Source organism: Ruegeria sp. SAZD011 (genome assembly GCF_059612545.1).
This window is the reverse complement of the sequence record NZ_JBXWQU010000041.1, coordinates 1-19,912: the sequence shown is the minus strand read 5'-3', so window position 1 is coordinate 19,912 and position 19,912 is coordinate 1. Positions and strand designations below refer to the sequence as shown.

The 19,912-nt window shown below is 66.9% G+C and carries 15 protein-coding genes; 11 read left to right on the top strand and 4 right to left on the bottom strand.

Annotation, left to right across the window (positions count from 1 at the left end; genetic code table 11):
- Positions 1 to 4: 4 nt before the first annotated feature.
- Entirely contained in the window at positions 5 to 1,207 is a 1,203-nt protein-coding gene (locus AC2FLM_RS20615) for a sugar transferase (RefSeq protein ID WP_234218776.1), read from the bottom strand.
- A 251-nt stretch (positions 1,208 to 1,458) separates the two neighbouring features.
- Here AC2FLM_RS20615 and AC2FLM_RS20610 point away from each other — a divergent pair, with 251 nt between their 5' ends.
- Positions 1,459 to 2,583 carry a glycosyltransferase gene (locus AC2FLM_RS20610; protein ID WP_496859773.1) on the top strand — a complete coding sequence of 375 codons (1,125 nt, stop codon included), beginning with the start codon at positions 1,459 to 1,461 and terminating at the stop codon, positions 2,581 to 2,583.
- A 39-nt stretch (positions 2,584 to 2,622) separates the two neighbouring features.
- A complete protein-coding gene (locus AC2FLM_RS20605; protein ID WP_496859771.1) occupies positions 2,623 to 3,321 on the top strand; it encodes a hypothetical protein in 699 nt (232 codons plus the stop codon).
- Here AC2FLM_RS20605 and AC2FLM_RS20600 read toward each other — a convergent pair.
- The gene (locus AC2FLM_RS20600) at positions 3,318 to 4,367 is read right to left on the bottom strand and encodes a GNAT family N-acetyltransferase (protein ID WP_496859770.1); all 1,050 of its coding nucleotides are present in this window, start codon (positions 4,365 to 4,367) and stop codon (positions 3,318 to 3,320) included. The two genes, AC2FLM_RS20605 and AC2FLM_RS20600, sit on opposite strands and share 4 nt — an antisense overlap.
- Positions 4,364 to 5,437 (bottom strand): GNAT family N-acetyltransferase, encoded by a 1,074-nt coding sequence (locus tag AC2FLM_RS20595; RefSeq protein ID WP_496859769.1) that lies wholly within the window; start codon positions 5,435 to 5,437, stop codon positions 4,364 to 4,366. The genes AC2FLM_RS20600 and AC2FLM_RS20595 overlap by 4 nt, the downstream gene beginning before the upstream one ends.
- A gap of 202 nt (positions 5,438 to 5,639) precedes the next feature.
- On the opposite strand from AC2FLM_RS20595, the gene murJ reads away from it, so the two are divergent.
- The 8 genes from murJ (at position 5,640) to AC2FLM_RS20555 (ending at position 17,014) form a co-directional block, all read left to right on the top strand.
- Complete coding sequence (gene murJ / locus AC2FLM_RS20590; protein WP_496859768.1) at positions 5,640 to 7,163, top strand: murein biosynthesis integral membrane protein MurJ; 1,524 nt, start codon at positions 5,640 to 5,642, stop codon at positions 7,161 to 7,163.
- 243 nt (positions 7,164 to 7,406) lie between these two features.
- A complete protein-coding gene (locus AC2FLM_RS20585) occupies positions 7,407 to 8,042 on the top strand; it encodes a DUF4956 domain-containing protein (protein WP_234218783.1) in 636 nt (211 codons plus the stop codon).
- Between the two features lie 5 nt (positions 8,043 to 8,047).
- The gene (locus tag AC2FLM_RS20580) at positions 8,048 to 10,282 is read left to right on the top strand and encodes a hypothetical protein (protein ID WP_496859767.1); all 2,235 of its coding nucleotides are present in this window, start codon (positions 8,048 to 8,050) and stop codon (positions 10,280 to 10,282) included.
- Positions 10,279 to 10,875 carry a VTC domain-containing protein gene (locus AC2FLM_RS20575; RefSeq protein WP_234218787.1) on the top strand — a complete coding sequence of 199 codons (597 nt, stop codon included), beginning with the start codon at positions 10,279 to 10,281 and terminating at the stop codon, positions 10,873 to 10,875. The genes AC2FLM_RS20580 and AC2FLM_RS20575 overlap by 4 nt, the downstream gene beginning before the upstream one ends.
- Positions 10,876 to 11,020: 145 nt before the next feature.
- Positions 11,021 to 12,001: an efflux RND transporter periplasmic adaptor subunit gene (locus tag AC2FLM_RS20570; protein ID WP_496859766.1), complete on the top strand. Its 981-nt coding sequence runs from the start codon at positions 11,021 to 11,023 to the stop codon at positions 11,999 to 12,001.
- Complete coding sequence (locus AC2FLM_RS20565) at positions 11,994 to 15,200, top strand: efflux RND transporter permease subunit (protein WP_496859764.1); 3,207 nt, start codon at positions 11,994 to 11,996, stop codon at positions 15,198 to 15,200. The genes AC2FLM_RS20570 and AC2FLM_RS20565 overlap by 8 nt, the downstream gene beginning before the upstream one ends.
- Positions 15,201 to 15,275: 75 nt before the next feature.
- Positions 15,276 to 16,058: a quinoprotein dehydrogenase-associated SoxYZ-like carrier gene (locus tag AC2FLM_RS20560; RefSeq protein ID WP_234218791.1), complete on the top strand. Its 783-nt coding sequence runs from the start codon at positions 15,276 to 15,278 to the stop codon at positions 16,056 to 16,058.
- Positions 16,058 to 17,014, top strand: coding sequence for a quinoprotein relay system zinc metallohydrolase 1 (locus AC2FLM_RS20555; protein ID WP_496859763.1), 957 nt, complete (start codon positions 16,058 to 16,060; stop codon positions 17,012 to 17,014). Before AC2FLM_RS20560 ends, AC2FLM_RS20555 begins: the two co-directional genes overlap by 1 nt.
- A gap of 7 nt (positions 17,015 to 17,021) precedes the next feature.
- On the opposite strand, the gene AC2FLM_RS20550 is transcribed toward AC2FLM_RS20555, so the two are convergent.
- Positions 17,022 to 17,609, bottom strand: a complete 588-nt coding sequence (locus AC2FLM_RS20550) for a PQQ-dependent catabolism-associated CXXCW motif protein (protein WP_234183244.1) — start codon at positions 17,607 to 17,609, stop codon at positions 17,022 to 17,024.
- A gap of 173 nt (positions 17,610 to 17,782) precedes the next feature.
- On the opposite strand from AC2FLM_RS20550, the gene AC2FLM_RS20545 reads away from it, so the two are divergent.
- Positions 17,783 to 19,849, top strand: coding sequence for a 4Fe-4S binding protein (locus AC2FLM_RS20545; RefSeq protein WP_496859762.1), 2,067 nt, complete (start codon positions 17,783 to 17,785; stop codon positions 19,847 to 19,849).
- The last annotated feature ends 63 nt before the right edge of the window (positions 19,850 to 19,912 follow it).

Below are 19,912 nucleotides of genomic sequence, written 5' to 3'. Positions count from 1 at the left end.
CACCTCAGGTCGACAGAACGGTCTCGTCGAGCAGATAACGCTCGATCCGATACCGCTGATAGGGGGTGCGCGCCGCATAAGAGGCATGGCACAGGAAACCCGATTTGCCGACGCCCAGCGGAAAGACCGACTTCACCTCGGCCTTGATCTCGATCCGCAGGTGCCGCCCCGAGGCCAGCTTGCGGTCGACGGTCAGAGCATAGCTTCTGCGGCGCGGCGGCAAAGGGCTGACGAATTGCACAATCTGGTCCGAGATGCCGACCACGCCCGCGGTCACGACCTCACCCTCCATTTCGAATTGCGCCACCGTATTGCGCGGCCGGTGAAACCCCGAGCGCAGGAAATTGAACTGCATCGCCGGACTGCCGAGATTCAGCGCCATATCCAGAACGCCGCGCCCGGCCCGGCGCATCACGGTCAGCCCCACATGCAGGACAAATCCCAGCGTCGCCCAGTAATTCATCGGCGCCCGGCAGCAGAGCGAGTTGAACCGCCCGCGCAACCGCTTGCCCGCCGAATGCGGCAGCAGCGCCTGCGACATGCCCACAAGGCCCGGCTTGACGTTGAAGCGCAGGCCGAACCCGGCCGCTTCGCGCATGTAGAGATCAAGGAGTTCGGGCCGCACCGGACGCGGTCCGAAAAAGACCATGTCGCCTTTGACGATGTTGATCAGCTGCGGCAGCTCGTCCAGGCGGGATTTGCGCAGGTAAGAGCCGATATTGGTTTCCAGCAAGGTACGCCGCGGCAGCGTGGATTGGCTGGTCTGGGCGGCGGCGGCGGGCAACAGAGTTCTGAATTTCAAAATCTTGAAGGGTTTGCGATCCTTGCCTAATCGCACCCCGGAGTAGAATACCGGTCGCCCGGACGACACCAGCACCAGAACCGATAGAACCAGCATCACTGGCGCCACCGCAAACAATGCCAGCGCCGCAAGCACCTGGTTCAACGCCGCGTCGAAGCGCGGGTAGCGCGGCACATAACCCGACCTGACATTCGCCGGAGACATCAGCCCGCGCAGCGGGGCCGCATCCGCCGGAGACTTCTCTCCCTGCCCGGGCAACGGGACCACCGTGCCCTCGCGCAGGGATTGCCCGGTCGATGCCTCGCGTAACACCTTTGCCGGCAACGGAGCGATGGCATCGAACAGCCGCGCCCCCCCGTCGACACCGGCAAGATCTGGATCGATCTCATAGATGTCTATCTTCATCTGCCAAACCCCTCATACCCGTCTCGCTTGCCCGAAAATGGGCTCCCCCTTCGAAACGGTCACAATGTCGCCACCTTATCGACACATTAACCTTGAACATAACAGGCGGTTGGAAACAGTCTGTTTCCGAGACAGTTCAGCTCGATGGTCATTATTGTTTTGCCTTAATATGAGAATGTTAGCCGCCTCAGACCGCGACTGTCACCCGAATACAATTCGGGGGCGACACGATTATGGATAATTCCCGTGTCATGCTTCCCCGGCTTGCCATTCTGCTGCCCCATCTGCGGCCCGGTGGCATCGAAACATCGACCGTCGCGCTAATCCGGCAGCTACAGGGACACCGATTCCGAATCCGCCTGATCCTGGGCAGCCGCACCGGTGCGCTGCTGGATCAGATCCCCGACACGGTCGAGACGATCGACCTGGGCGGGCGGCGTGCCATGGCCTCGCTCTGGGCGCTGCGCGCGGCGCTGGCAGGAACGGACGCGGTCTATTCCGGCACCAATGCGCGCAACATTTCGGTCCTGCTGGCGGCAAGGCTGCTTCCGGCCCGCCACCGCCCGGCGGTGATCATCAGCGAACACAGCTCTCCCGCCGCCTATCTGGCGATGGCCCGGCACCCCGGCCCGCGTCGCTGGCTGATGCGGCGGCTCTATCCGCTGGCCGATCTGCTGGTGGCCCCGACCGAGGGGCTGGGCGCCGACTGGCTGGCGGCGCTGGAACTGGACCGGCCGGCGGTGGCAACCCTGCCCAACCCGGTCTTGTCGCCCGAGGCGCTGGCGCTGTCCACGCAAGTGGTACAAGGCGACGGCCCGTTCCGCGATCCGGCGCAGGTGCTGGCGGTTGGTCGCTTGCATCCGGCCAAGGGGCATGCCGACCTGATCCGCGCCTTTGCCCACGCTCTGCGGACCCGCCCCGAGTTGCGGCTGACCATCCTCGGAGAGGGCGAGGCACGGCCCGAGCTGGAGGCGCTGATTGCGGCGATGGACTTGCAGGACCGGGTCACCCTGCCCGGTTTCAGCCCGGACGTGGCGCGGCAGATGGCGGGCGCCGGATTGTTCGTGCTGCCCTCGCATCGCGAGGGGTTCGGCAATGTGGTGGTCGAGGCACTGGCCCAGGGTACGCCGGTGCTGGCCACCGATTGCGACGGGCCAAGGCGGCTGCTCGGTCAGGCCGGGGCGGCGGGCCGGATCGTTCCCATCGGCGATATCGACGCCATGGCATTGGGCATTGCCGAGATGGCGGGCGAGGAGAAGGCCCTGCGCGCGGCGCTGGCCGCCGCCCCCGCGCAGGCCGGGTTGTATGCGCATGCTGCTGCGGCGCGTATCTTTGCCGACCGGATTGACCCCCTTGCAGTGCGACCTCCGGGATGACAGCCTGAGGCGACCAGAGCCGAGGCCCCGATGCACCCGTTGTTCAGATCGCTTGTTCCGCTGCTGATCGCCGCCGCCACGGCGCAGGCGGCCCCGCTGGCCGAGCATCACGCGAGCGCGCCGGAACTGATGGCCCGCCCCGACCTGCGTCTGCAACAGCAGAACGGCACCCTCGCCCCCGCCCCCGATCCGGTCGGCACCCGGAAGGTGATCCGGGCACGGGCCGGGGCGAAACAGGCGGGCAAGGTGGGCAAGGCGGCGCTGATCCTGCCCTTTGACCCGCTTGGCCCCGGCGCCCGCATCCGGGTCACGGCCGAGCTGTTCCTGCCCCCCGGCAACCCGGCGAACTCGATCCACCTGTTCGATCTGGAATGCAAGTTCTGCGGCCAATCCGGCAATCCCGGGCTGCGGCTCTACCTGCGCCACGGCCGACTGCGGGTGGATCGCAAGAAGATCGGTGGCGGCCATGCCTGGACCGACGACAGCGCGCCCGCGCTGACCACGGGCCGATGGCATCTGGTCAGCTGGGAGCTGAACCTGGGCACCGATGCGGCGCCCGGCAGATCGCAGGTCTATCTCGACGGGCAAAAGGTTCTCGACAACCGGGGCCGCACCCTGCCCGATGTGCCCGCCGAGCGCGCCGCCATCGACCGCTTGCAGATCGGTATCACCGCCAATTCCAACCCCGAGACCGTCATCCTCTATCTGGGCGCGGTCACGCTGGAACGCTGGCCCTAGCCGCGCAGATACTCGACCCCGTCGAGCACCCGGGCCAGCAGCGGGCGCAGAACGAACCGGTACATCCGGGGCAGCACCGCGTGGCGCTGGGGAAACCCGTCCTTGAACCGCTCGCGCCCCTCGGCCCCGGCATCGGCACGGGGCACGCGGGGGTCGTCGCGTCCGGCCAGGTCCAGCCAGCGCGGCCCGCCCGGCTCGGCGCCGCCCGCCCAGCGCCGGATCGCGTACCAATAGACAAGGTAGGACCGCGGCAGACGCGCATCGGGATCGGCCCAGCCGTTGGACATGTTGAGCACACGCGGCCCGTCGCGCAGCAGGGAAAAGGCCCCGATCGGGGCGCCCTCGGCCTCGACCAGCATCAGCGCGCCGCCATGGCGGGCGATCCAGTCGCGCTGCGCCTCAAGCCCCGGCAGGCCCCGCGTGGTCAGACCCCGCGCGCGGGCAAAAGCCTCGGTCCAGTCGCGGACCCGCGCCATCTCGGCCCCGTCCGCGACCGGGCGCAGGGTCAGGTCCAGCTTGTCGAGCTTGCGCAGGTTGCGTCTTGCATGGGCGGTGCAGGCGGCAAAGATCTCCTCGGGCGTCAGGGCAAGGTCGATCAGGCCGGTGCAACTGTGCAGGCGCTGCCGCGCTGGCGGGGCCACCTGCCCGCCCAACCGCGCCAACACCTGTTCGACCGTCTCAGCCTCTGTATCTTCCCAGCGCGGGTTGATGGCGACGGTGATCAGGCCCGCATTACGCAGGGCGGGCAGAAGCGCCGCCAACACCGGTTCCAGATCGGCGGGGGCGGCCACCACCGGACCGCGCCGGAACGCGCCCAGCGCCAAACCGCCCGGCAACCGGCTGAGCCGCAGCACACCATAGGCGGCCAACCCGCCCGCATCGCGCTCGACCAGCACATGCCGATAGCTGTGCCGCCCGCCATCGTCCTGCATGAGGCCCGGCCAGTCGGGATCCTGTAGATAGCTGTAGCCGGGGCTGGCATCGCAAAAGGTCCTGACCGCCGCGTGCTGTCCGGGCGTCAGATCGCGGCTCAGCACGACCTTCACGACACCACCCCGCGCCGGCCCTTTTGCCAGCCGCTGGCCTTGCGCCGCAACCGCCGGACCCCGCGCGCGGCAAAGAAGGCCGCCAGCGTCGGATCGCCGCGCCGGTGGATCAAGAGCCGTTCCAGCGGGCGTTCGTCGGTCGAAACCTCGCGCACCAGCTCGTTGCAACGGGTAAAGTCGAAGCCCGCCGCCCCCCCCTCGAACGCGTCGCGGACACTTTGCATCACCGAGTTACGACCCACCGCAAGTTCGGCGTATTCCTCGTTGAAATCATTGGCCATTCCGTAATGCATGTTGTCATGCACCAGAACGAAGCGGCCCGAGATCGCCACATCTCCCACCTGTCGGGCGGCGAAGAAACAGGCCTCGGGGCCCAGCCGGGCAAAGAGTTTCTCGAGAAACGCCACCCCCTCGGGCGCGGCCCCGTACCCGGTGCCGGTCAGCCCCTTCCACGAGGCCCGCGAGGCCGCCAGATAGGCGTCGAGTGCCGCGCGCCCGTCCCGGTCCGAGCGCAGATCGCGCACCTCCATCTCGGCCAGCTTGCGCTCGCTGCGCCGGAACACCTGCCGGGTCTTGGACTTGAGCCCGCCCAGATAGCTGTCGAAATCGCCATTGGCCGTCACGCTGCAGGCACTCATGGTGGCCTTGCGCCGCACCGCCAGCCCGGCCAGCCGGGCCGCGCGTTCCAGCATCTCGGCATCCGGGGTCTCCAGCGGCTCCAGCCGCCAGAAGCTGAGCCAGTCGGGCCGCAGCAGCGCCGCCAGCGCCGCCTCGGCATCGGGCAGATCGGGATGCAGCAGCCATTGCGCCATGCCCGCCCGTCCCTCGCCCATGGCGGCCACCGCGCGGGCCTGCCCGGTGCGGAACATCGGCAAGGCGCCCACCAGCTTTCCCTTGTGGCGCAACAGCGAGACCACCAGCGGGCGGCCCCGGCCATATGTCTCGGCCCAGCTGAGAAGAAAGGCGTGGCTGGCAAAGACGCCTCCGCCGCTGGCCCTGGCCAGCGCGTGCCACTCACCTTCGATCGCGGCGAACCCGGCCGGATCGGTAATGCGTTCATACGCGTACATCCGTCCCCCCGACGGTTTCCGCCCCCACCCACTGCACAATGTGCCGGACGGAACGAATGATTCATGTTGCATGCAAGGCTGGAAAGCATTCAACCTTAATCTCGATGATTTGCACCGAAACACTTTGTTTCCCGGCGGACGCGACCGCCGCCCGTCTGTTCGGGCGCGACCCGGCCCCCGGCAGAAAGGCCTGACCCGTATCATGTCCGCCGCGCGCCTGCTGGCCAATATCGTGCTGATGACCGGACTGAAGCTGGTGGGGCTGCTGCTCAGCGTTCTGCTGATCGTGCTGCAAACCGCCGCCTTTGGCACCACCCCCGCAGCAGATGCCTATTTCACCGTACGCCGCTTCGTACTGTCGGCCATCGCCATGGCCTTTGAGGCGACCAACCAGCTGGCAGTGCCTGAATTCGTGCGCGAGGTGCAGAGCGGCGGTCATGCCGGTATGCGGCGGGCGCTCTTGCGTTTCGGCATCCCCATCGTGGGGTTGCTCAGCCTGATCGCGCTGGCGCTTTGGGTCTTTGCCGAACCGGTGGTACGGCTGCTGGCGCCGGGCTTCGACGACGACCGGCTGGCACAGGCGGCCGAGCTGTTGGGCGTGGTCGCGCTGTGCCTGCCGCTGACCGGGATCGCCGCGCTTGCGGGCGCGTTCAACTTTGCCCGCCGCCGGTTTGGCCTGACCACGCTGGCGCGGCTGCTGCCGCGCGTGACCTTGTTGCCGGTGCTCCTGGTGATGGGGGCGGCGGTGACGCCGCTGTCGCTGTCATGGGCGCTGGTCATCGGGGTCGCGCTGATGGCGCTGATGATCGTAGTGCAGGGCCTGCGCGACCTGCGCCGGATGGACCGTGGCGGACTTTCGATGCCGCGCCGGTCGACCACGCCGCGCCGGGCTGCCGCCGTCACCATCAACGCCGCTGCACAGATGGCGATGGGCTGGGCCGACGCGGCGCTTGCCTCGCTGACCGGTCTGGGTGGCGTCACCATCATGTTTGTCGCCCAGCGCCTGCTGAGCGCCGCCCCCGGCGCCGTCAATTCGGCCGTGAACTCGGCCTATTACACCGAATACTCCCATGCCGCCGGGGCCGAGGCTGGCGCCCGCCCCACCATCGCCGCCGCCGTGCGGATCAGCCTGTTCCTGACCCTGCCATTGGTGGCTTTCGTGATGATCGCGGCAACACCGCTCATTACCTTTCTGCTGGAACGTGGCGCATTTACCGCCGAGGACACCGCCGCCACCGCCGATCTGGTCCGTTTCCTGGCGCCGCTCTTGCTGGTGAACGCGGTGCTGGCCGCCTTTCTGCCCGCGACGCTGGCCGATGACGGGCTGCCGCTGGTGCGGGTGTTCCTGTGGTTCTCGGCGGTCGCGCTGCTGATCCGCTTTGCCGCCGGCCTGCCACTGGGCGCGCTGTTCGGCCTCAAGGGGGTGGCAAGCTCGATCCTGCTGGCCTCGACCGGGTCGGCGCTGGTGCTGGCACGCGCGCTCCATCGCCGCCACGGCGCGTTGGGCACCTGGCACGATCTGCGCGAGATCGCCCTGATGATCGGCGCCGCGGTGGTTGCGGCGGCGGTCTCGTCGCTGGTCTGGCGGCAACTGGACCTGGGCGACCTGGCCCTGCTGTGCGCCCATGCATTGACCGTCGGACTGCTGTTCCTGGCTGGATGCGCCCTGTTGCGTCTGCCTGAGATGCAGGCCCTGCTGGCGCTTTTGCGTCGCAGGCGGCGCTAGGGGTACCGGTTTCGGAAACAGACAGTTTCCAACGTGGTCGATTACCGTGGCCACAAGGCAAGTTATTGATTAGGATAATCGTATCCGGTTGCCTCGGGGGTTTCGAAGGCACCGATCGCAAGAAGCGTGATCCAAAGGTGGGGGCCTCGCCGATTTCGCTGGACAGCCATGCGACGCGCGTAAGCATGGCGCTGTTTCGGTGTTGCCGCCCTTCAGGATTGCCGCACATCTCGGGAGGGGGATATGGGCGTATTGTCATCCGAACTGGACAAGCTGTTGGCGGTTGCGCTGCTGCTTTGCGCTTCGCTCCTGGTGCGCCAGGCGGTGATCTTTTCCGGCCAGACCTGGATCCGGACCTTTTCACATACGCTGACCTTGCTTCTGTTGCCGCTGGTCACCTATTCGCTGACCTCTGTCATCTCGGGCAATATCGCGCTGTCGCTGGGCATGGTGGGGGCGCTGTCGATCGTGCGTTTCCGCAACCCGGTGAAATCGCCGCTGGAACTGGTGACCTATTTCCTGATGATCTCCTGCGGGATCGCGGCGGCGGTCAGCGTCTCGTGGCTGGTGCTGCTGGTCGGCAGCGCGGTGGGTACGCTGGTGGCGGCGGAACTGTTCAACCGCTGGTCGCGACGGGTCCGGGGGGTGCCGCTCTACACTACCTCGTTCACCGAGGGCAACGCGCTGCACACGCTCGAGGTGTTCTCCGAAACCGAGATGCCCGACCTGCTGGGCCATGCCGCGCTGGTCGGGTTCGACAAGACGCCCGAGGGGGTCGTCTATCGATTTGCCAGCCCCTCGCGACAGGACCTGCTGGCGCTGAGCGGTGCGGTCAACGGCCAGACCGGGATCACCCGCATCGCCTTTGCGGCGGCCTGAACGCCATGTGGCGGCGGCTGCGTCCCCTGGCCCTGCTGCCCGCCCTGCTGCTGGCGCCGGTGGCAGAGGCAGGTTGCAATTTTCCGACCGGGCAATACCGGGCGGAACTGGCGGATATTGCTTCGGTCCGGCGGATCGAAGTGAGCGTCGACAAGGCCCGAAAATGGGCCCGAAACGGGCTGCGGATCATTACGTCGGATGGCGAACAGATCGCCGAGAAATACAAGCGGAGTTTTGACGGAACCGTCTCGGTTTTCTACGATTTCGGCCGTTGCGACTTTCCTGCCCGACTGCGTCAGAACGGCGATTTCAAGGATCACGTGGAGCTGGACCGGGGCCGCTTGCTGCAAAGCCTGAACATCCGCCTTGACGAGGGCAATATCGCCCATGCGGTACGGTTCAAGCTGTTCCTGCAAAAAACTCGCAATTCCGAAAACGAGGTGCTGGCCACCCTGCTGTTGTCGCGGCTGGGCTTTCTGGCGCCGCGTACCCGGGTCGTCGATGTGGTGCAGAACGGCACGCCGGTGCGGATGCTATGGCAGGAAACCGTGGCCAAGGAGTTTCTGGAACACAACCGCCGCCGCGAGGGGCCGATGTTCGAGGGCGACGAGGCGCTGCTGGCACTGTGGTCGGACCGGGGCGGCTATCTGTACGAGGATCTGGGCCTGTCGCGGGTGGTCAACGACAAATGGGCCGAACGCGGCGCCGCCTCGGTGGCGATGACGGCAGATGCCTTCACCCGGTTGCAGGCCGCTTACGCCACCTACGGCAACGCCCATGCGCCCGATCCTTCGCAGGCCCTGACCGGCATGCCTGTGCCCGCAACCGACAGCGCCGAGGCCGCGCGCATCTGGTGGGACTACGCCGCGCTGATGTTCGCGATGCGTGCCAGCCACGGACTGCGCCCGCATAACCGCAAATTCTACTGGAACGCCTTTCTGCAAGGCATGGAGCCGATCTATTACGATGGCGAGGCCGATCCGAAACGGGCCGATCCGCGCTATCTGCGCGCACTCGACAAGGTACTTTATGGACCGCATTTCAACGCCGAACGCATGGCCCGACTGCAAGCGGCGGTGGCCGCGCTGGACAGCGCCGACCTGACCGCGCGCTACCGGGCGCTCTGCGACAGCGGCTGCGCACCGGATGCGGCGGCCCATCTGCTGGACCGTCTGGCCGCGAAACTGCCCGCGCTGGTCCTTCCCTCGGAGGGCACCGGGCCCGCCCTCGCCGATCCCTGGCCCGTCTTCCGCGCGCGCCTCTTCCAGCGACTGCCCGAGGCCCGCAGCCGGGACATCGCCGCCGCCGATCCGGTCAGCGGGATCGCAACAGCAGAGCTCTGTTCCCGCGACAACTGCGAAACTCAGGTTCTGGACCGCGCCGCCCATGTGGCGGCCCTGTCGGGCGCGGTGCTGGACGGCATGAAACTGACCATGACCCTGACCGCGCAAACAGCGGATGGCACGGCCTTTACCACCACACCCCTGACCGGCTGGGGCCTGACCCTGCGGCACAGTCCGGGCCTTGCCATAGAGCCGGACCCGCAAGGCCGGCGGCTGGTACTGACCCAGTCGGCACCTGACGACTGGGCCCTCTTGATGGGCGACCGGCTGGAGGGGGTCGAGATCGCGTTCAAGGGCCTGCCCCCGCCGCCCGCCGCTGCCGAGGCACCGCCCGAGCAGCGGTTCAACCCCTATGGGCTGACCGGCTGCCTGACCCTTTATGGCATGACCCTCTCGCGGGTGCGGATCAGCGCCGAAGGCGGCGGATGCGAAGACGGCGTCAACATCGTCTCCAGCCGGGGGGACATCGCGCTGCTCGAGGTCCACGATGCCGCCTCGGATGCGGTGGACATGGACTTTGCCGATCTGCATGTGGCCGAGGCAAGGATCACCGGCGCGGGCAATGACTGTCTGGATCTCAGCGGCGGCCACTATCGGTTCGATCTGGTACTGGCGGCCAACTGCGGCGACAAGGCGGTGTCGGTCGGCGAGGCAAGCGCGGTCGCCATCGGCGATCTGGAAGCGCGTGCCAGCGCCATCGGCATCTCGTCCAAGGACGGATCAAGCGTGACCGTCGACCGGGTCGGGATCGAGGCCACGCTGTTCTGCCACGAGGTCTTTCGCAAGAAACAGGAATTCCCCGGCGCCTATCTGCGCCTTGGTCCCGGCCAATGTAACGGCCCGGCGGGCTGGGTCGACGCCGACTCGGTCCTCGATCCGCGCGGGGACAGCGGATGAGCTTCCGGATCGAAGAAAAGGTGGTTCTGACGGCAAGCGACATGGCCCGCCTGCAAGCCGATCTGCAAGGCCGGGGCATGGTGCCGCTCTATCCCGCGCGGCTGATCCGCTCGGTCTATTTCGACACCACCGGGTTGCAGATGTTCTCGGACTCAGAGGAAGGGGTGCTGCCGCGCAAGAAGATCCGCCTGCGCCGCTATCCCGAACAGACCGACGCAGGCGCGGTGCTGGAGACCAAGATCTCATCGGTCGAAGGACGGTTCAAGACCACCCGGCCCGTCGATGCCGCAACCGAAACACGGTTGCTGAGACAGGGTCATTTCGACCGCGACTACGGCACCTTGATGCCGATGGTCGCGGTCAGCTATCGCCGCTCCTATTACAGCCTGAACGGGCTGCGCATCACCTTTGATCGCGACATCTCCTATGCACGCCCTGACGGGCAGCTGGCCCATCGCGAGTCCTGGACCGTTTGCGAACTCAAGGCCCCCGCCGAGGCGCCTCTGGATGCGCTGCACCATGTCCTGCCCGTCCCCAGACGGCGTTTTTCCAAGTTTTGCAACGGGATAAGCGCAGTAATCGCGCGCGCATAACGCCCCCAGGCGCGACGCTTTGGCGCTGTGTTTTATGCAAAAAACACGGGCCGCCCATTGAAACGCAATCGTTTTTTTGAATATATATAAACCAAGCGGTTTCGACCCGTCACCCAGATCGGTCGACCGAACCGAAAGGTGCCCTATGAAAGTGATCCTCCCTGCCCTGCTGATGAGCCTTGCCGCGTTGGTCGCGGCGCCCGTGCTGGCCGAAACCACCGCCCGCCGCGTCACCGTCACCGAATGGAAAACGGTCTTTGCCAAGGTCGAACCGCGCGACAGCCTCCCCGCCCGGTCGCGGCTGGGTGGCATCTTGCAGGAAATCAGCGTGGCCGAGGGCAGCGCCGTCACCCGGGGCCAGCAGATCGGCACCACGGTGGACGAGAAGCTGGAGCTGGAACTGCGCGCCATCGACGCGCAGCTCAGCGCGCTGGGATCGGAGCTGAGCAATGCCGAGGCCGAACTGACACGCGGCCAGAACCTGCTGGAACGCGGCGTGACCACCGAACAGAATGTTGACGCCTTGCGCACCCGCGTGCAGGTGATCGAGGGCCGGATCGGGACCACCCGCGCCCAGCGGGACGTCCTGTTGCAACGCACCGACGAGGGCCGCATCCTGGCGCCGATCACCGGCACGGTGATCGACGTTCCGGTGACCGAAGGCTCGGTGGTTCTGCCGGGCGAGATGATCGCGGTGATCGGCGGTGGCGGTTTCTTCCTACGCCTTGCGGTGCCCGAGCGGCATGCCGATTTCCTGGCCGAGGGCGACAACATCGCCATCGCCGGGATCGAGGGGGCCGAGACCGGCACCCTCGCCAAGCTCTATCCCCAGATCGAGAATGGCCGGGTGATCGCCGATGTCGAGGTTGCGGGCCTGTCCTCCGAATTCATCGGGCGCCGGGTACTGGTGCGCCTGCCGGTGGGCCGGGCCGAGGTGGTGGCGGTGCCACCCGCGGCGGTCGCCTCGCGCATGGGGCTTGATTTCGTGCGTGTCGCCGGACCGGATGGCGGCGCCACCGAACGTGTGGTGGTGATCGGAACACCGGTCGAGGCCGAGGGCGAAAGCCTGATCGAAATCCTGTCCGGCCTCAAGGGTGGCGAAGTGCTGGTGGCCGATCATGAGTGAGGGATCACAGGACACGCCCCTGGGCATCGCGGGCGGGCTGACACGCGGCTTCATCGGCTCGGCCCTGACACCGCTGATGATCCTTGCGGCCCTTGCCATGGGGCTGGTGGCGCTGATCAGCCTGCCGCGCGAGGAAGAGCCGCAGATCTCGGTGCCGCTGGTCGATATCCATATCCAGGCGCCGGGGCTCAAGGCCGAGGACGCGGTGAAACTGGTCACCGAACCGATGGAGACCATCGTCAAGGCGATCGGCGATGTGGACCATGTCTATTCGCAGACCGGCGACGATTATGCCATGGTCACCGCCCGGTTCCTGGTCGGTACCCCCGCCGATACCGCCATCCTGCGCGTGCATGACAAGGTGCGCGCCAACATGGACCGCATCCCGGTGGGCATCGGCGAGCCTCTGATCGTCGGGCGCGGCATCGACGATGTGGCCATCGTCTCGCTGACCCTGTCGCCGCGCGACGGGGCCGGGGATGTCTCGGCCAACGATCTGACCCGCATCGCGCGGGAATTGCAGGTGCAACTGGCCAAGATCGGCGATGTGGGCCTGACCTATCTGGTGGGCGAGGCGCCCGAGGCGATCCGCATCGCGCCCGACCCCGAGCGGCTGGCGCTTTACGGCGTGACGCTGCAACAGCTGGCGGCCAAGGTCGAGGGCGCCAACCGGGCGCTGGCCACCGGGCTGGTGCGCGACGGCGGCGAACAGATCGCGCTGGTGGCGGGTGAGACGCTGCATGCGCCCGCCGAGATCGCCAACCTGCTGCTGACCACCCGCGACAACCGGCCCGTCTATGTGCGCGACGTGGCCGATGTGCGCTTTGTCCCCGACACGTCCGAGCGGATCGTGGCCAATGTCACCCGCGACGACAGCGGCGAGATCCGCCGCAGTCCGGCGGTGACGCTGGCGCTGGCCAAGCGCGCCGGGGCCAATGCCGTGGTGGTGGCCGAAGAGATCCTGCACCGGGTGCATCTCTTGGAACACGACCTGATCCCCGACAGCGTCGAGGTCACGGTGACCCGCGACTATGGCGAGACCGCCAATGAAAAGGCCAACGAGTTGCTGTTCCATCTTGGCCTGGCCACCGTGTCCATCGTGGTGCTGGTGCTGTTCTCGATCGGCTGGCGCGAAAGCATCGTGGTCGCGGTGGTGATCCCGGTCACCATCCTGCTGACGCTCTTCGCGGCCTGGGTCATGGGCTACACGCTGAACCGGGTGTCGCTGTTTGCGCTGATCTTTTCCATCGGCATCCTCGTCGATGACGCGATCGTGGTGATCGAGAACATCGCCCGTCACTGGGCCATGCCCGACAGCGCCAGCCGCACCCAAAAGGCGATCCGCGCGGTGGCCGAGGTGGGCAACCCCACCATCGTCGCCACGCTGACCGTGGTGGCGGCGCTGCTGCCGATGCTGTTCGTGTCGGGGCTGATGGGTCCGTATATGAGCCCGATCCCCGCCAATGCCTCAGCCGCGATGATCTTTTCCTTTTTCGTGGCGGTGATCATCACCCCATGGCTGATGGTCAAGATCGCCGGCCGCGCGCCCGCCCATGCCCATGACGAGGCCGCCCAGCATGGCGGCACGCTGGGGCGCCTCTATCGCGCGGTGGCACGTCCGCTGTTGCGCACCAAATCCGGCAGCGGGTTGTTCCTTTTGGTGGCGGCGGTTCTGTCCTTCGGCTCGCTGGGCGCGCTTTATACCCGCGACGTGACGGTCAAGCTCTTGCCGTTCGACAACAAGTCCGAGCTGTCGGTGGTGATCGACCTGCCCGAGGGCGCCTCGGTCGAGGAGACCGACGCAGTAGCGCAACAGGTGGCGCGTCGCGTGCTGGAGCTGCCCGAGGTGATCTCGGCCCAGACCCATGCGGGCGATGCGGCGCCCTTCAACTTCAACGGGCTGGTGCGGCATTACTATCTGCGTGCCCGGCCCGAACTCGGTGATGTACAGATCAACCTGCTGCCCAAGGATGCGCGCGCGCGCACCAGCCACGACATCGCGCTGGATATCCGCCAGCGGCTCTCCACGCTCGACCTGCCCGAGGGCACGGTGCTGAAAACCGTCGAACCGCCCCCCGGCCCGCCGGTCATCGCCACCCTGCTGGCCGAGGTCTATGGCCCCGATGCCGACAGCCGCCGCGCCGCCGCCACCCGCATCCGCGAGGCGTTCGAAAGCGTGCCTTTCGTGGTCGATGTGGATGACAGTTTCGGCACTCAGGCCCGCCGTCTCAGGGCCACGGTCTCGACCGATCAGCTGGAATTCTTCGGCGTGCAGGAACATGACGTCTTCTCGACGCTGGCGATCCTGAACGCGGGCCAGACGGTGGGCTATTCGCACCGGGGCGAGGGCCGCCGCCCGATCCCCATCGAGGTCGCCCGCGACAGCGCCGACCGGGTGGTGGACGAGCGCTTCCTGTCGACCCCCGTTCCGGCCAATGTGCTGCCCGGCGCGCGCGGCGTGGTCGAGCTGGGCGATGTGGTCGAGTTGCGTGAAGAGCGCGCCTCGTACCCCGTGTTCCGTCATAACGGGCGGGCCGCCGAGATGGTGATGGCCGAACTGGCCGGCGATTTCGAGGCGCCGCTCTATGGTATGCTGGCGGTGGCCGAGGCGCTGGACGCGATGGACTGGCCCGAAGGGGGCAAACCCCAGATCCGCCTGAACGGCCAGCCCGAGGATGAAAGCGGCATCACCCTGCTGTGGGACGGCGAATGGGAGGTCACCTGGATCACCTTCCGCGACATGGGCGCGGCCTTTGGCGTGGCGCTCTTGGGCATCTATATCCTGGTGGTGGCGCAATTCGGCTCGTTCCGGCTGCCGCTGGTGGTGCTGACGCCGGTGCCGCTGACCTTTCTGGGCATCATCATCGGGCATTGGTTGTTCAACGCACCCTTCTCGGCGCCCTCGATGATCGGTTTCATCGCGCTGGCGGGGATCATCGTGCGCAACTCGATCCTGCTGGTGGACTTCATCCGCCATGCGGACCCGTCGCTGGACAAGATCGAGACCCTGATCGAGGCAGGCGCGATCCGGTTCAAGCCGATCCTGCTGACGGCGGTGGCGGCGATGATCGGGGCGGCGGTGATCCTGACCGACCCGATCTTTCAGGGGCTGGCGCTGTCGCTGCTCTTCGGGCTGCTCAGTTCGACCCTGCTGACGGTGCTGGTGATCCCGGCCATCTACCGCGTGTTCAAGACCTGAGCAGGCGGTATAGAACCAAAGTGCCATTGCCCTTCGCGCCGCCATCTGGCCCAATGCGGCGCGGAGGAGAGAGAGATGTTCAGATACGGGCTTTCCCTGTGCGCCACGTTGCTGGCGGGCGCGGCGCTGGCCGCCGACACGCCGCAAGTGCCGCTTGACGATCCCTTTGCCTCGGGCATGTGGGAGGACCACCAGATCGCGATCCTGGGCGACCCTGCCGATATCCGGTTCGACGATCGGGTGCGGGTGTTTGCGCCCATCGCCGCCGAGGATGCGTTTCACGTACCGCTCTTGATCGACGCCACCGCCATCCCCGATGTCGAGGAGATCGTGGTCACAGCCGATTACGGCCCGATCCCCAAGATCCTCAGCTATTTCCCCGGCGAGGCGCAGGCGAAACTGGCGCTGCGCTTCAAGATCGACCAGGCCACCGCCGTGCGCGCCTCGGTCCGCACCAAAAGCGGCAGCTGGCATGTGGGCGGCACCCTGATCGACGCGGCGGGCGGCGGCTGTACCGCGCCCGCGCAGGCCTATGCCTCGGACGACTGGGAGGAGAAGCTGGGCGAGATCCATGGCCGGCTCTGGGCCGCCACCGGGCGGGCCCGGCTGATCGTGGATCACCCGATGGATACCGGGCTGGCCGATGGCATCCCTGTCTTCATCATCCGCGATCTCAGCTTTACCAACGACGCCGGACAGGAACTGGCGCGGCTGGCGCTGAGCGAGCCGGTAAACGAAGACCCGGCCTTTACCCTCTATTTCGACCCCGCACGGATGCCGCCGCTGCTGCATGTCAGCGGGCGCGACAACAACGGCAACCAGATCGCGGGCACGTTGACGGGCGAGGAAGTCAACTGATGCCAAGCCGCCGTGCCCTGCTGGCCGGTGCCGCCGCCGGGCTGGGCCTGACCGCCCTGCCCGCCGCCCCGGTCTTTGCGCAGGCAAAGCTGCGCTATGATCTGGCGCCAATCCCGGTGCTGCCCGGCGTCTGGATGATCGAAGGCGTCACCGACTATTTCGACAAGGTCAATGGCGGTGCCATCGTCAATTGCGCTGTGCTGCAGGGGCAATCGGGGCTGATCCTGATCGACAGCGGCCCCTCTCGCCGCTATGGCGAGGCGCTGGCGGCAACCCTGCGACCGCTCGACCTGCGCGGCGTGTCGGCGGTGGTCAACACGCACCACCACCCGGATCATTTCTTTGGCAACCAGGTCTTTGCCGACCGGCCGATCCTTGCCCTGGGCCAGACGTTGGAGGCCGCCCGCCGCGACGGCGACGCCTTCGCTGACAACATGTATCGGCTGCTGGGCGACTGGATGCGCGGCACCGAGCCGGTGCCGCCCAATACCGCGCTGGACGGGGGCGAAGTGACCATAGACGGTCGCCGGTTCACCGCGCTGCCGCTCGGCGGACATACCGAGGCCGATCTGGCGCTGGTCGATGTTGAAACCGGGTTGCTGATCACCGGCGATCTCGCCTTTCTCGACCGCGCCCCCACCACCCCGCACGCGGATCTGGCGCGCTGGCAAGAGGCGCTCACCACGCTCGAAGGGCTGGGCGCCCCCGCCGTGCTGCCCGGCCACGGCCCGTTCGACCGCACCGGTGCGGCGTTGCGCCAGACCCGCGCCTATCTGTCCTGGCTGGACGAGACCCTGCATGATGCCGCCCGCACCGGCCTCGACATGGTCGAGGTGATGGAGCTGCCGCTGCCAGAGGAGTTCGCCGCCATGGGCGCGCAACCGCAGGAGTTTCACCGCTCGGTCGCGCATCTGTTCCCCGGCGTGGAGCGCGCGGTGCTGCCGCGCGCGAACTAGCGCCCGGTCAGTCCACCGGAACAGGCACCGGTTCGACCGGCTCCAGCGGCCAGCCCAGTTCGCGCCAACCATCGGTACCCAGCGGGAACCAGTGCACCTGAAGATACCCCAACCCCGCGATCCGCTGCGCCGCGTTCCAGCTCATCCAGCAATCGGCCACGCAGAACACCACGATGGCACGGGCCTTGCTGCCACCGGTCAGCCGCTGCAACTCGCGCTCCAGATAGGCCTGCATGGCAGGTTCAAGCACCCCGCGCCCGACCTCGGGCAGCCAGACCGCGCCCGGCAGACTCTGGCGCGGTTCCGGCACCAGCCAGGTGCCGTCCAGCTCGTCATAGCGCGATTGCGACGCGCCATAGACATCCAGCGCCACCGCACCGCGCGCGATCAGCTTGCGCGCCCAGAGCGCCGACACCTTGCGCGCGGGCGGTGGAATATCCACCGGTACGGGCGCCCTGTGGCGGTCGATCCTGAAACCGGTTTCGGGATGGAACAGATCGGGCTTGCGCGCGCGGATGGCGTCAGAGGTCTCGGCGAGAACCACCCCCGATAGCCCGGAAAGGGCAATTGCCAGCAGCGCAGTCGCGATCCGCATGCACGATCTCCATTGCCCCCATTCGCGCGATTGGGACCCGGTTCCCCCAAGCTGTCAAGCGTTTTGGGCAGAATTATCCAATGGTTGCCCTTCCCGGTTCATCCGGAAGGTGTCTCGATCCTAAGACCTTGGTCCAATGTCACGGCCCGAAAACCCGGCCTAGCCTTGGCGCCATGCGCGCGCTTGTGCTCTCATTCTGCCTGATGCTGGCAGCCTTCGTGGCCACCGCCGATCCGCTCACCCCGGACGAGCTCGCCGCCTATGTCAAACCGCCACTGCTGCTGGGCGAACAGATCGACGAGACCGGGGTTTACGCGCTGATCGACGTCTATGGGAAACCGGCGGGCTACGTGTTCGAAACCGAACCGCTGGCGCCCCTGCCCGGCTTTTCCGGCGCCCCGGTCAACCTGCTGGTCCTGCTGGACGCGTCGGGCAGCTTTATCGAGGTGCGCCTGATCGAACAGAACGAGCCGATCTTTGTCTCGGGTCTGGGCGTGGCCCCGTTCGAGAAGTTTCTGGAGCAGTATCGCGGTCTCAGCATCGCCACGCCGATGGTGGTGGGCACGCCTTATGGCAACAGCGGCGGCGGTGCCTCGGCACTGACTTATCTGGACGGGGTGACCAAGGCCACCGCCTCGGTCCGCATCGCCCATGAAACCGTGCTGGCCGCCAGCCTGGCCGTGGCGCGCGAACGCATGCAGGGCATCGCCACCGCGCCGCCGCGCGCGCCCGACCCCGATCATGACGAACCGCTCTACTGGGCTGCGCTCGTGGCCCAAGGGATCGCCAGCCATCACGTGGTCAGCAACGCGCAGGTGCAGGCAGGATTCGAGGGCACCCTCTGGGCGGGCGACGACGCGCAGGCGCTGGCCGATCCCCAAGCGCCCTTTGTCGATCTCTGGATCCTCGATCTGGGTCCGCCCGCGATTGCCCGCGCCGTCCTGTCGGCGCAGACGCTGGAAGAATTGCAGCAGTTTCAGACGCTCTCTCCCCATGATGAACCGATCCTGCTGATCGAGACCGCGCGTCACGGGTTGGTGGGCGAGGATTTCGTTCGCAACACCGCCCCCGATCTGGTTTCGGCGGAACAAGGCGGGTTGCCGGTAGCCCTGCGCGATGCGGATCTCTTTGTCGAACTGGCGTCCGGCCTGCCCGAAGGCCGCGCAATGATCCTGCGGGCCGACCGGCGGCTGGGTTTCGATCCGGCCTCGGACTGGGAGCTGACCCTGCAAGTGCAACGCGCCCATGGCAGTTTCCAGCCGGTGATCGGTGCGCGCAGCTTCAGTTTCACCCATGCCACGCCCGAACGGTTCTTTCTGTCCGAGACCGGCCCCACGGCGCTGCCGCCCTGGCAAGAGGCGCTGCGCGGACGCGCGCTGGATATCGGTCTGCTCACGATTTTTCTGGGGTTGCTGATCCCTGCGCTGCTACTGGGACAAAGCCGCCTCGCGGGTCTGCGCTCCTATGTTCCGCTGAGACTGGGCATCCTGGCGATCACCTTGGGTTTTGTCGGCTGGTGGGCCCAGGGCCAGCTGTCGGTGGTGACGCCGCTGGCGGTGCTGCGTGGTGCTCTGGATGGCGGCAGTCTGGCGTTCCTGCTCTATGATCCGGTCTCGCTGCTGCTCTGGGGCGCTGCGGTGCTGGGCTTCCTGCTCTGGGGGCGCGGATTGTTCTGTGGCTGGCTCTGCCCCTATGGCGCGATGCAGGAATTCTCCCATCATCTGGGCCGCTGGCTGCGCCTGCCTCGCCTGCCCCTGCCCAACGCCTGGGACCGGCGATTGAAATGGCTGAAATACGCGGTGCTGGCCGGTCTGGTGGCGGTGGTGCTCTTGGCGCCCGGCGAACTGGAAACCGCGGCCGAGGTTGAGCCGTTCAAGACCGCGATCACCACCTTCTTTTTGCGCGAATGGTATTTCGCGCTTTATGCCGGGGCCTGGGTCGCCCTCTCCATGGTGACCTTCAAGGGGTTCTGCCGCTATGTCTGCCCGTTGGGCGCGCTGATGGCGATTGGCGGGCTGTTGCGCCTGCGTCGCTGGATTCCGCGCCGACCCGAATGCGGCAGCCCCTGCCAGCTCTGCCGGGTACGCTGCAACTATCGCGCCATCCGGCCGGGCGGAGAAATCGACTATGACGAATGCTTCCAGTGTCTCGACTGCGTGACCATTCACGACTCGCCCAATCAATGCGTGCCGCTGATCCTGGCGCGCCGGCGCTCGATGCAGAGCCCCCAAAATCTCTGATGAGATTTTGTTGACAGAGTTTGCCTTTGCAAACTCTGCGATGTTGCTCTTTGAGAAGAGGTC

What these genes read in the sequence shown, in the direction of transcription:
- AC2FLM_RS20550 (WP_234183244.1), bottom strand. Translation starts at nt 17,609, where the DNA reads ATGCGGATCGCGACTGCGCTGCTGGCAATTGCCCTTTCCGGGCTATCG.
- AC2FLM_RS20565 (WP_496859764.1), top strand. Translation starts at nt 11,994, where the DNA reads ATGAGTGAGGGATCACAGGACACGCCCCTGGGCATCGCGGGCGGGCTG.
- AC2FLM_RS20595 (WP_496859769.1), bottom strand. Translation starts at nt 5,437, where the DNA reads ATGTACGCGTATGAACGCATTACCGATCCGGCCGGGTTCGCCGCGATC.
- AC2FLM_RS20610 (WP_496859773.1), top strand. Translation starts at nt 1,459, where the DNA reads ATGCTTCCCCGGCTTGCCATTCTGCTGCCCCATCTGCGGCCCGGTGGC.
- murJ (WP_496859768.1), top strand. Translation starts at nt 5,640, where the DNA reads ATGTCCGCCGCGCGCCTGCTGGCCAATATCGTGCTGATGACCGGACTG.
- AC2FLM_RS20615 (WP_234218776.1), bottom strand. Translation starts at nt 1,207, where the DNA reads ATGAAGATAGACATCTATGAGATCGATCCAGATCTTGCCGGTGTCGAC.
- AC2FLM_RS20585 (WP_234218783.1), top strand. Translation starts at nt 7,407, where the DNA reads ATGGGCGTATTGTCATCCGAACTGGACAAGCTGTTGGCGGTTGCGCTG.
- AC2FLM_RS20545 (WP_496859762.1), top strand. Translation starts at nt 17,783, where the DNA reads ATGCGCGCGCTTGTGCTCTCATTCTGCCTGATGCTGGCAGCCTTCGTG.
- AC2FLM_RS20580 (WP_496859767.1), top strand. Translation starts at nt 8,048, where the DNA reads ATGTGGCGGCGGCTGCGTCCCCTGGCCCTGCTGCCCGCCCTGCTGCTG.
- AC2FLM_RS20560 (WP_234218791.1), top strand. Translation starts at nt 15,276, where the DNA reads ATGTTCAGATACGGGCTTTCCCTGTGCGCCACGTTGCTGGCGGGCGCG.
- AC2FLM_RS20555 (WP_496859763.1), top strand. Translation starts at nt 16,058, where the DNA reads ATGCCAAGCCGCCGTGCCCTGCTGGCCGGTGCCGCCGCCGGGCTGGGC.
- AC2FLM_RS20575 (WP_234218787.1), top strand. Translation starts at nt 10,279, where the DNA reads ATGAGCTTCCGGATCGAAGAAAAGGTGGTTCTGACGGCAAGCGACATG.
- AC2FLM_RS20570 (WP_496859766.1), top strand. Translation starts at nt 11,021, where the DNA reads ATGAAAGTGATCCTCCCTGCCCTGCTGATGAGCCTTGCCGCGTTGGTC.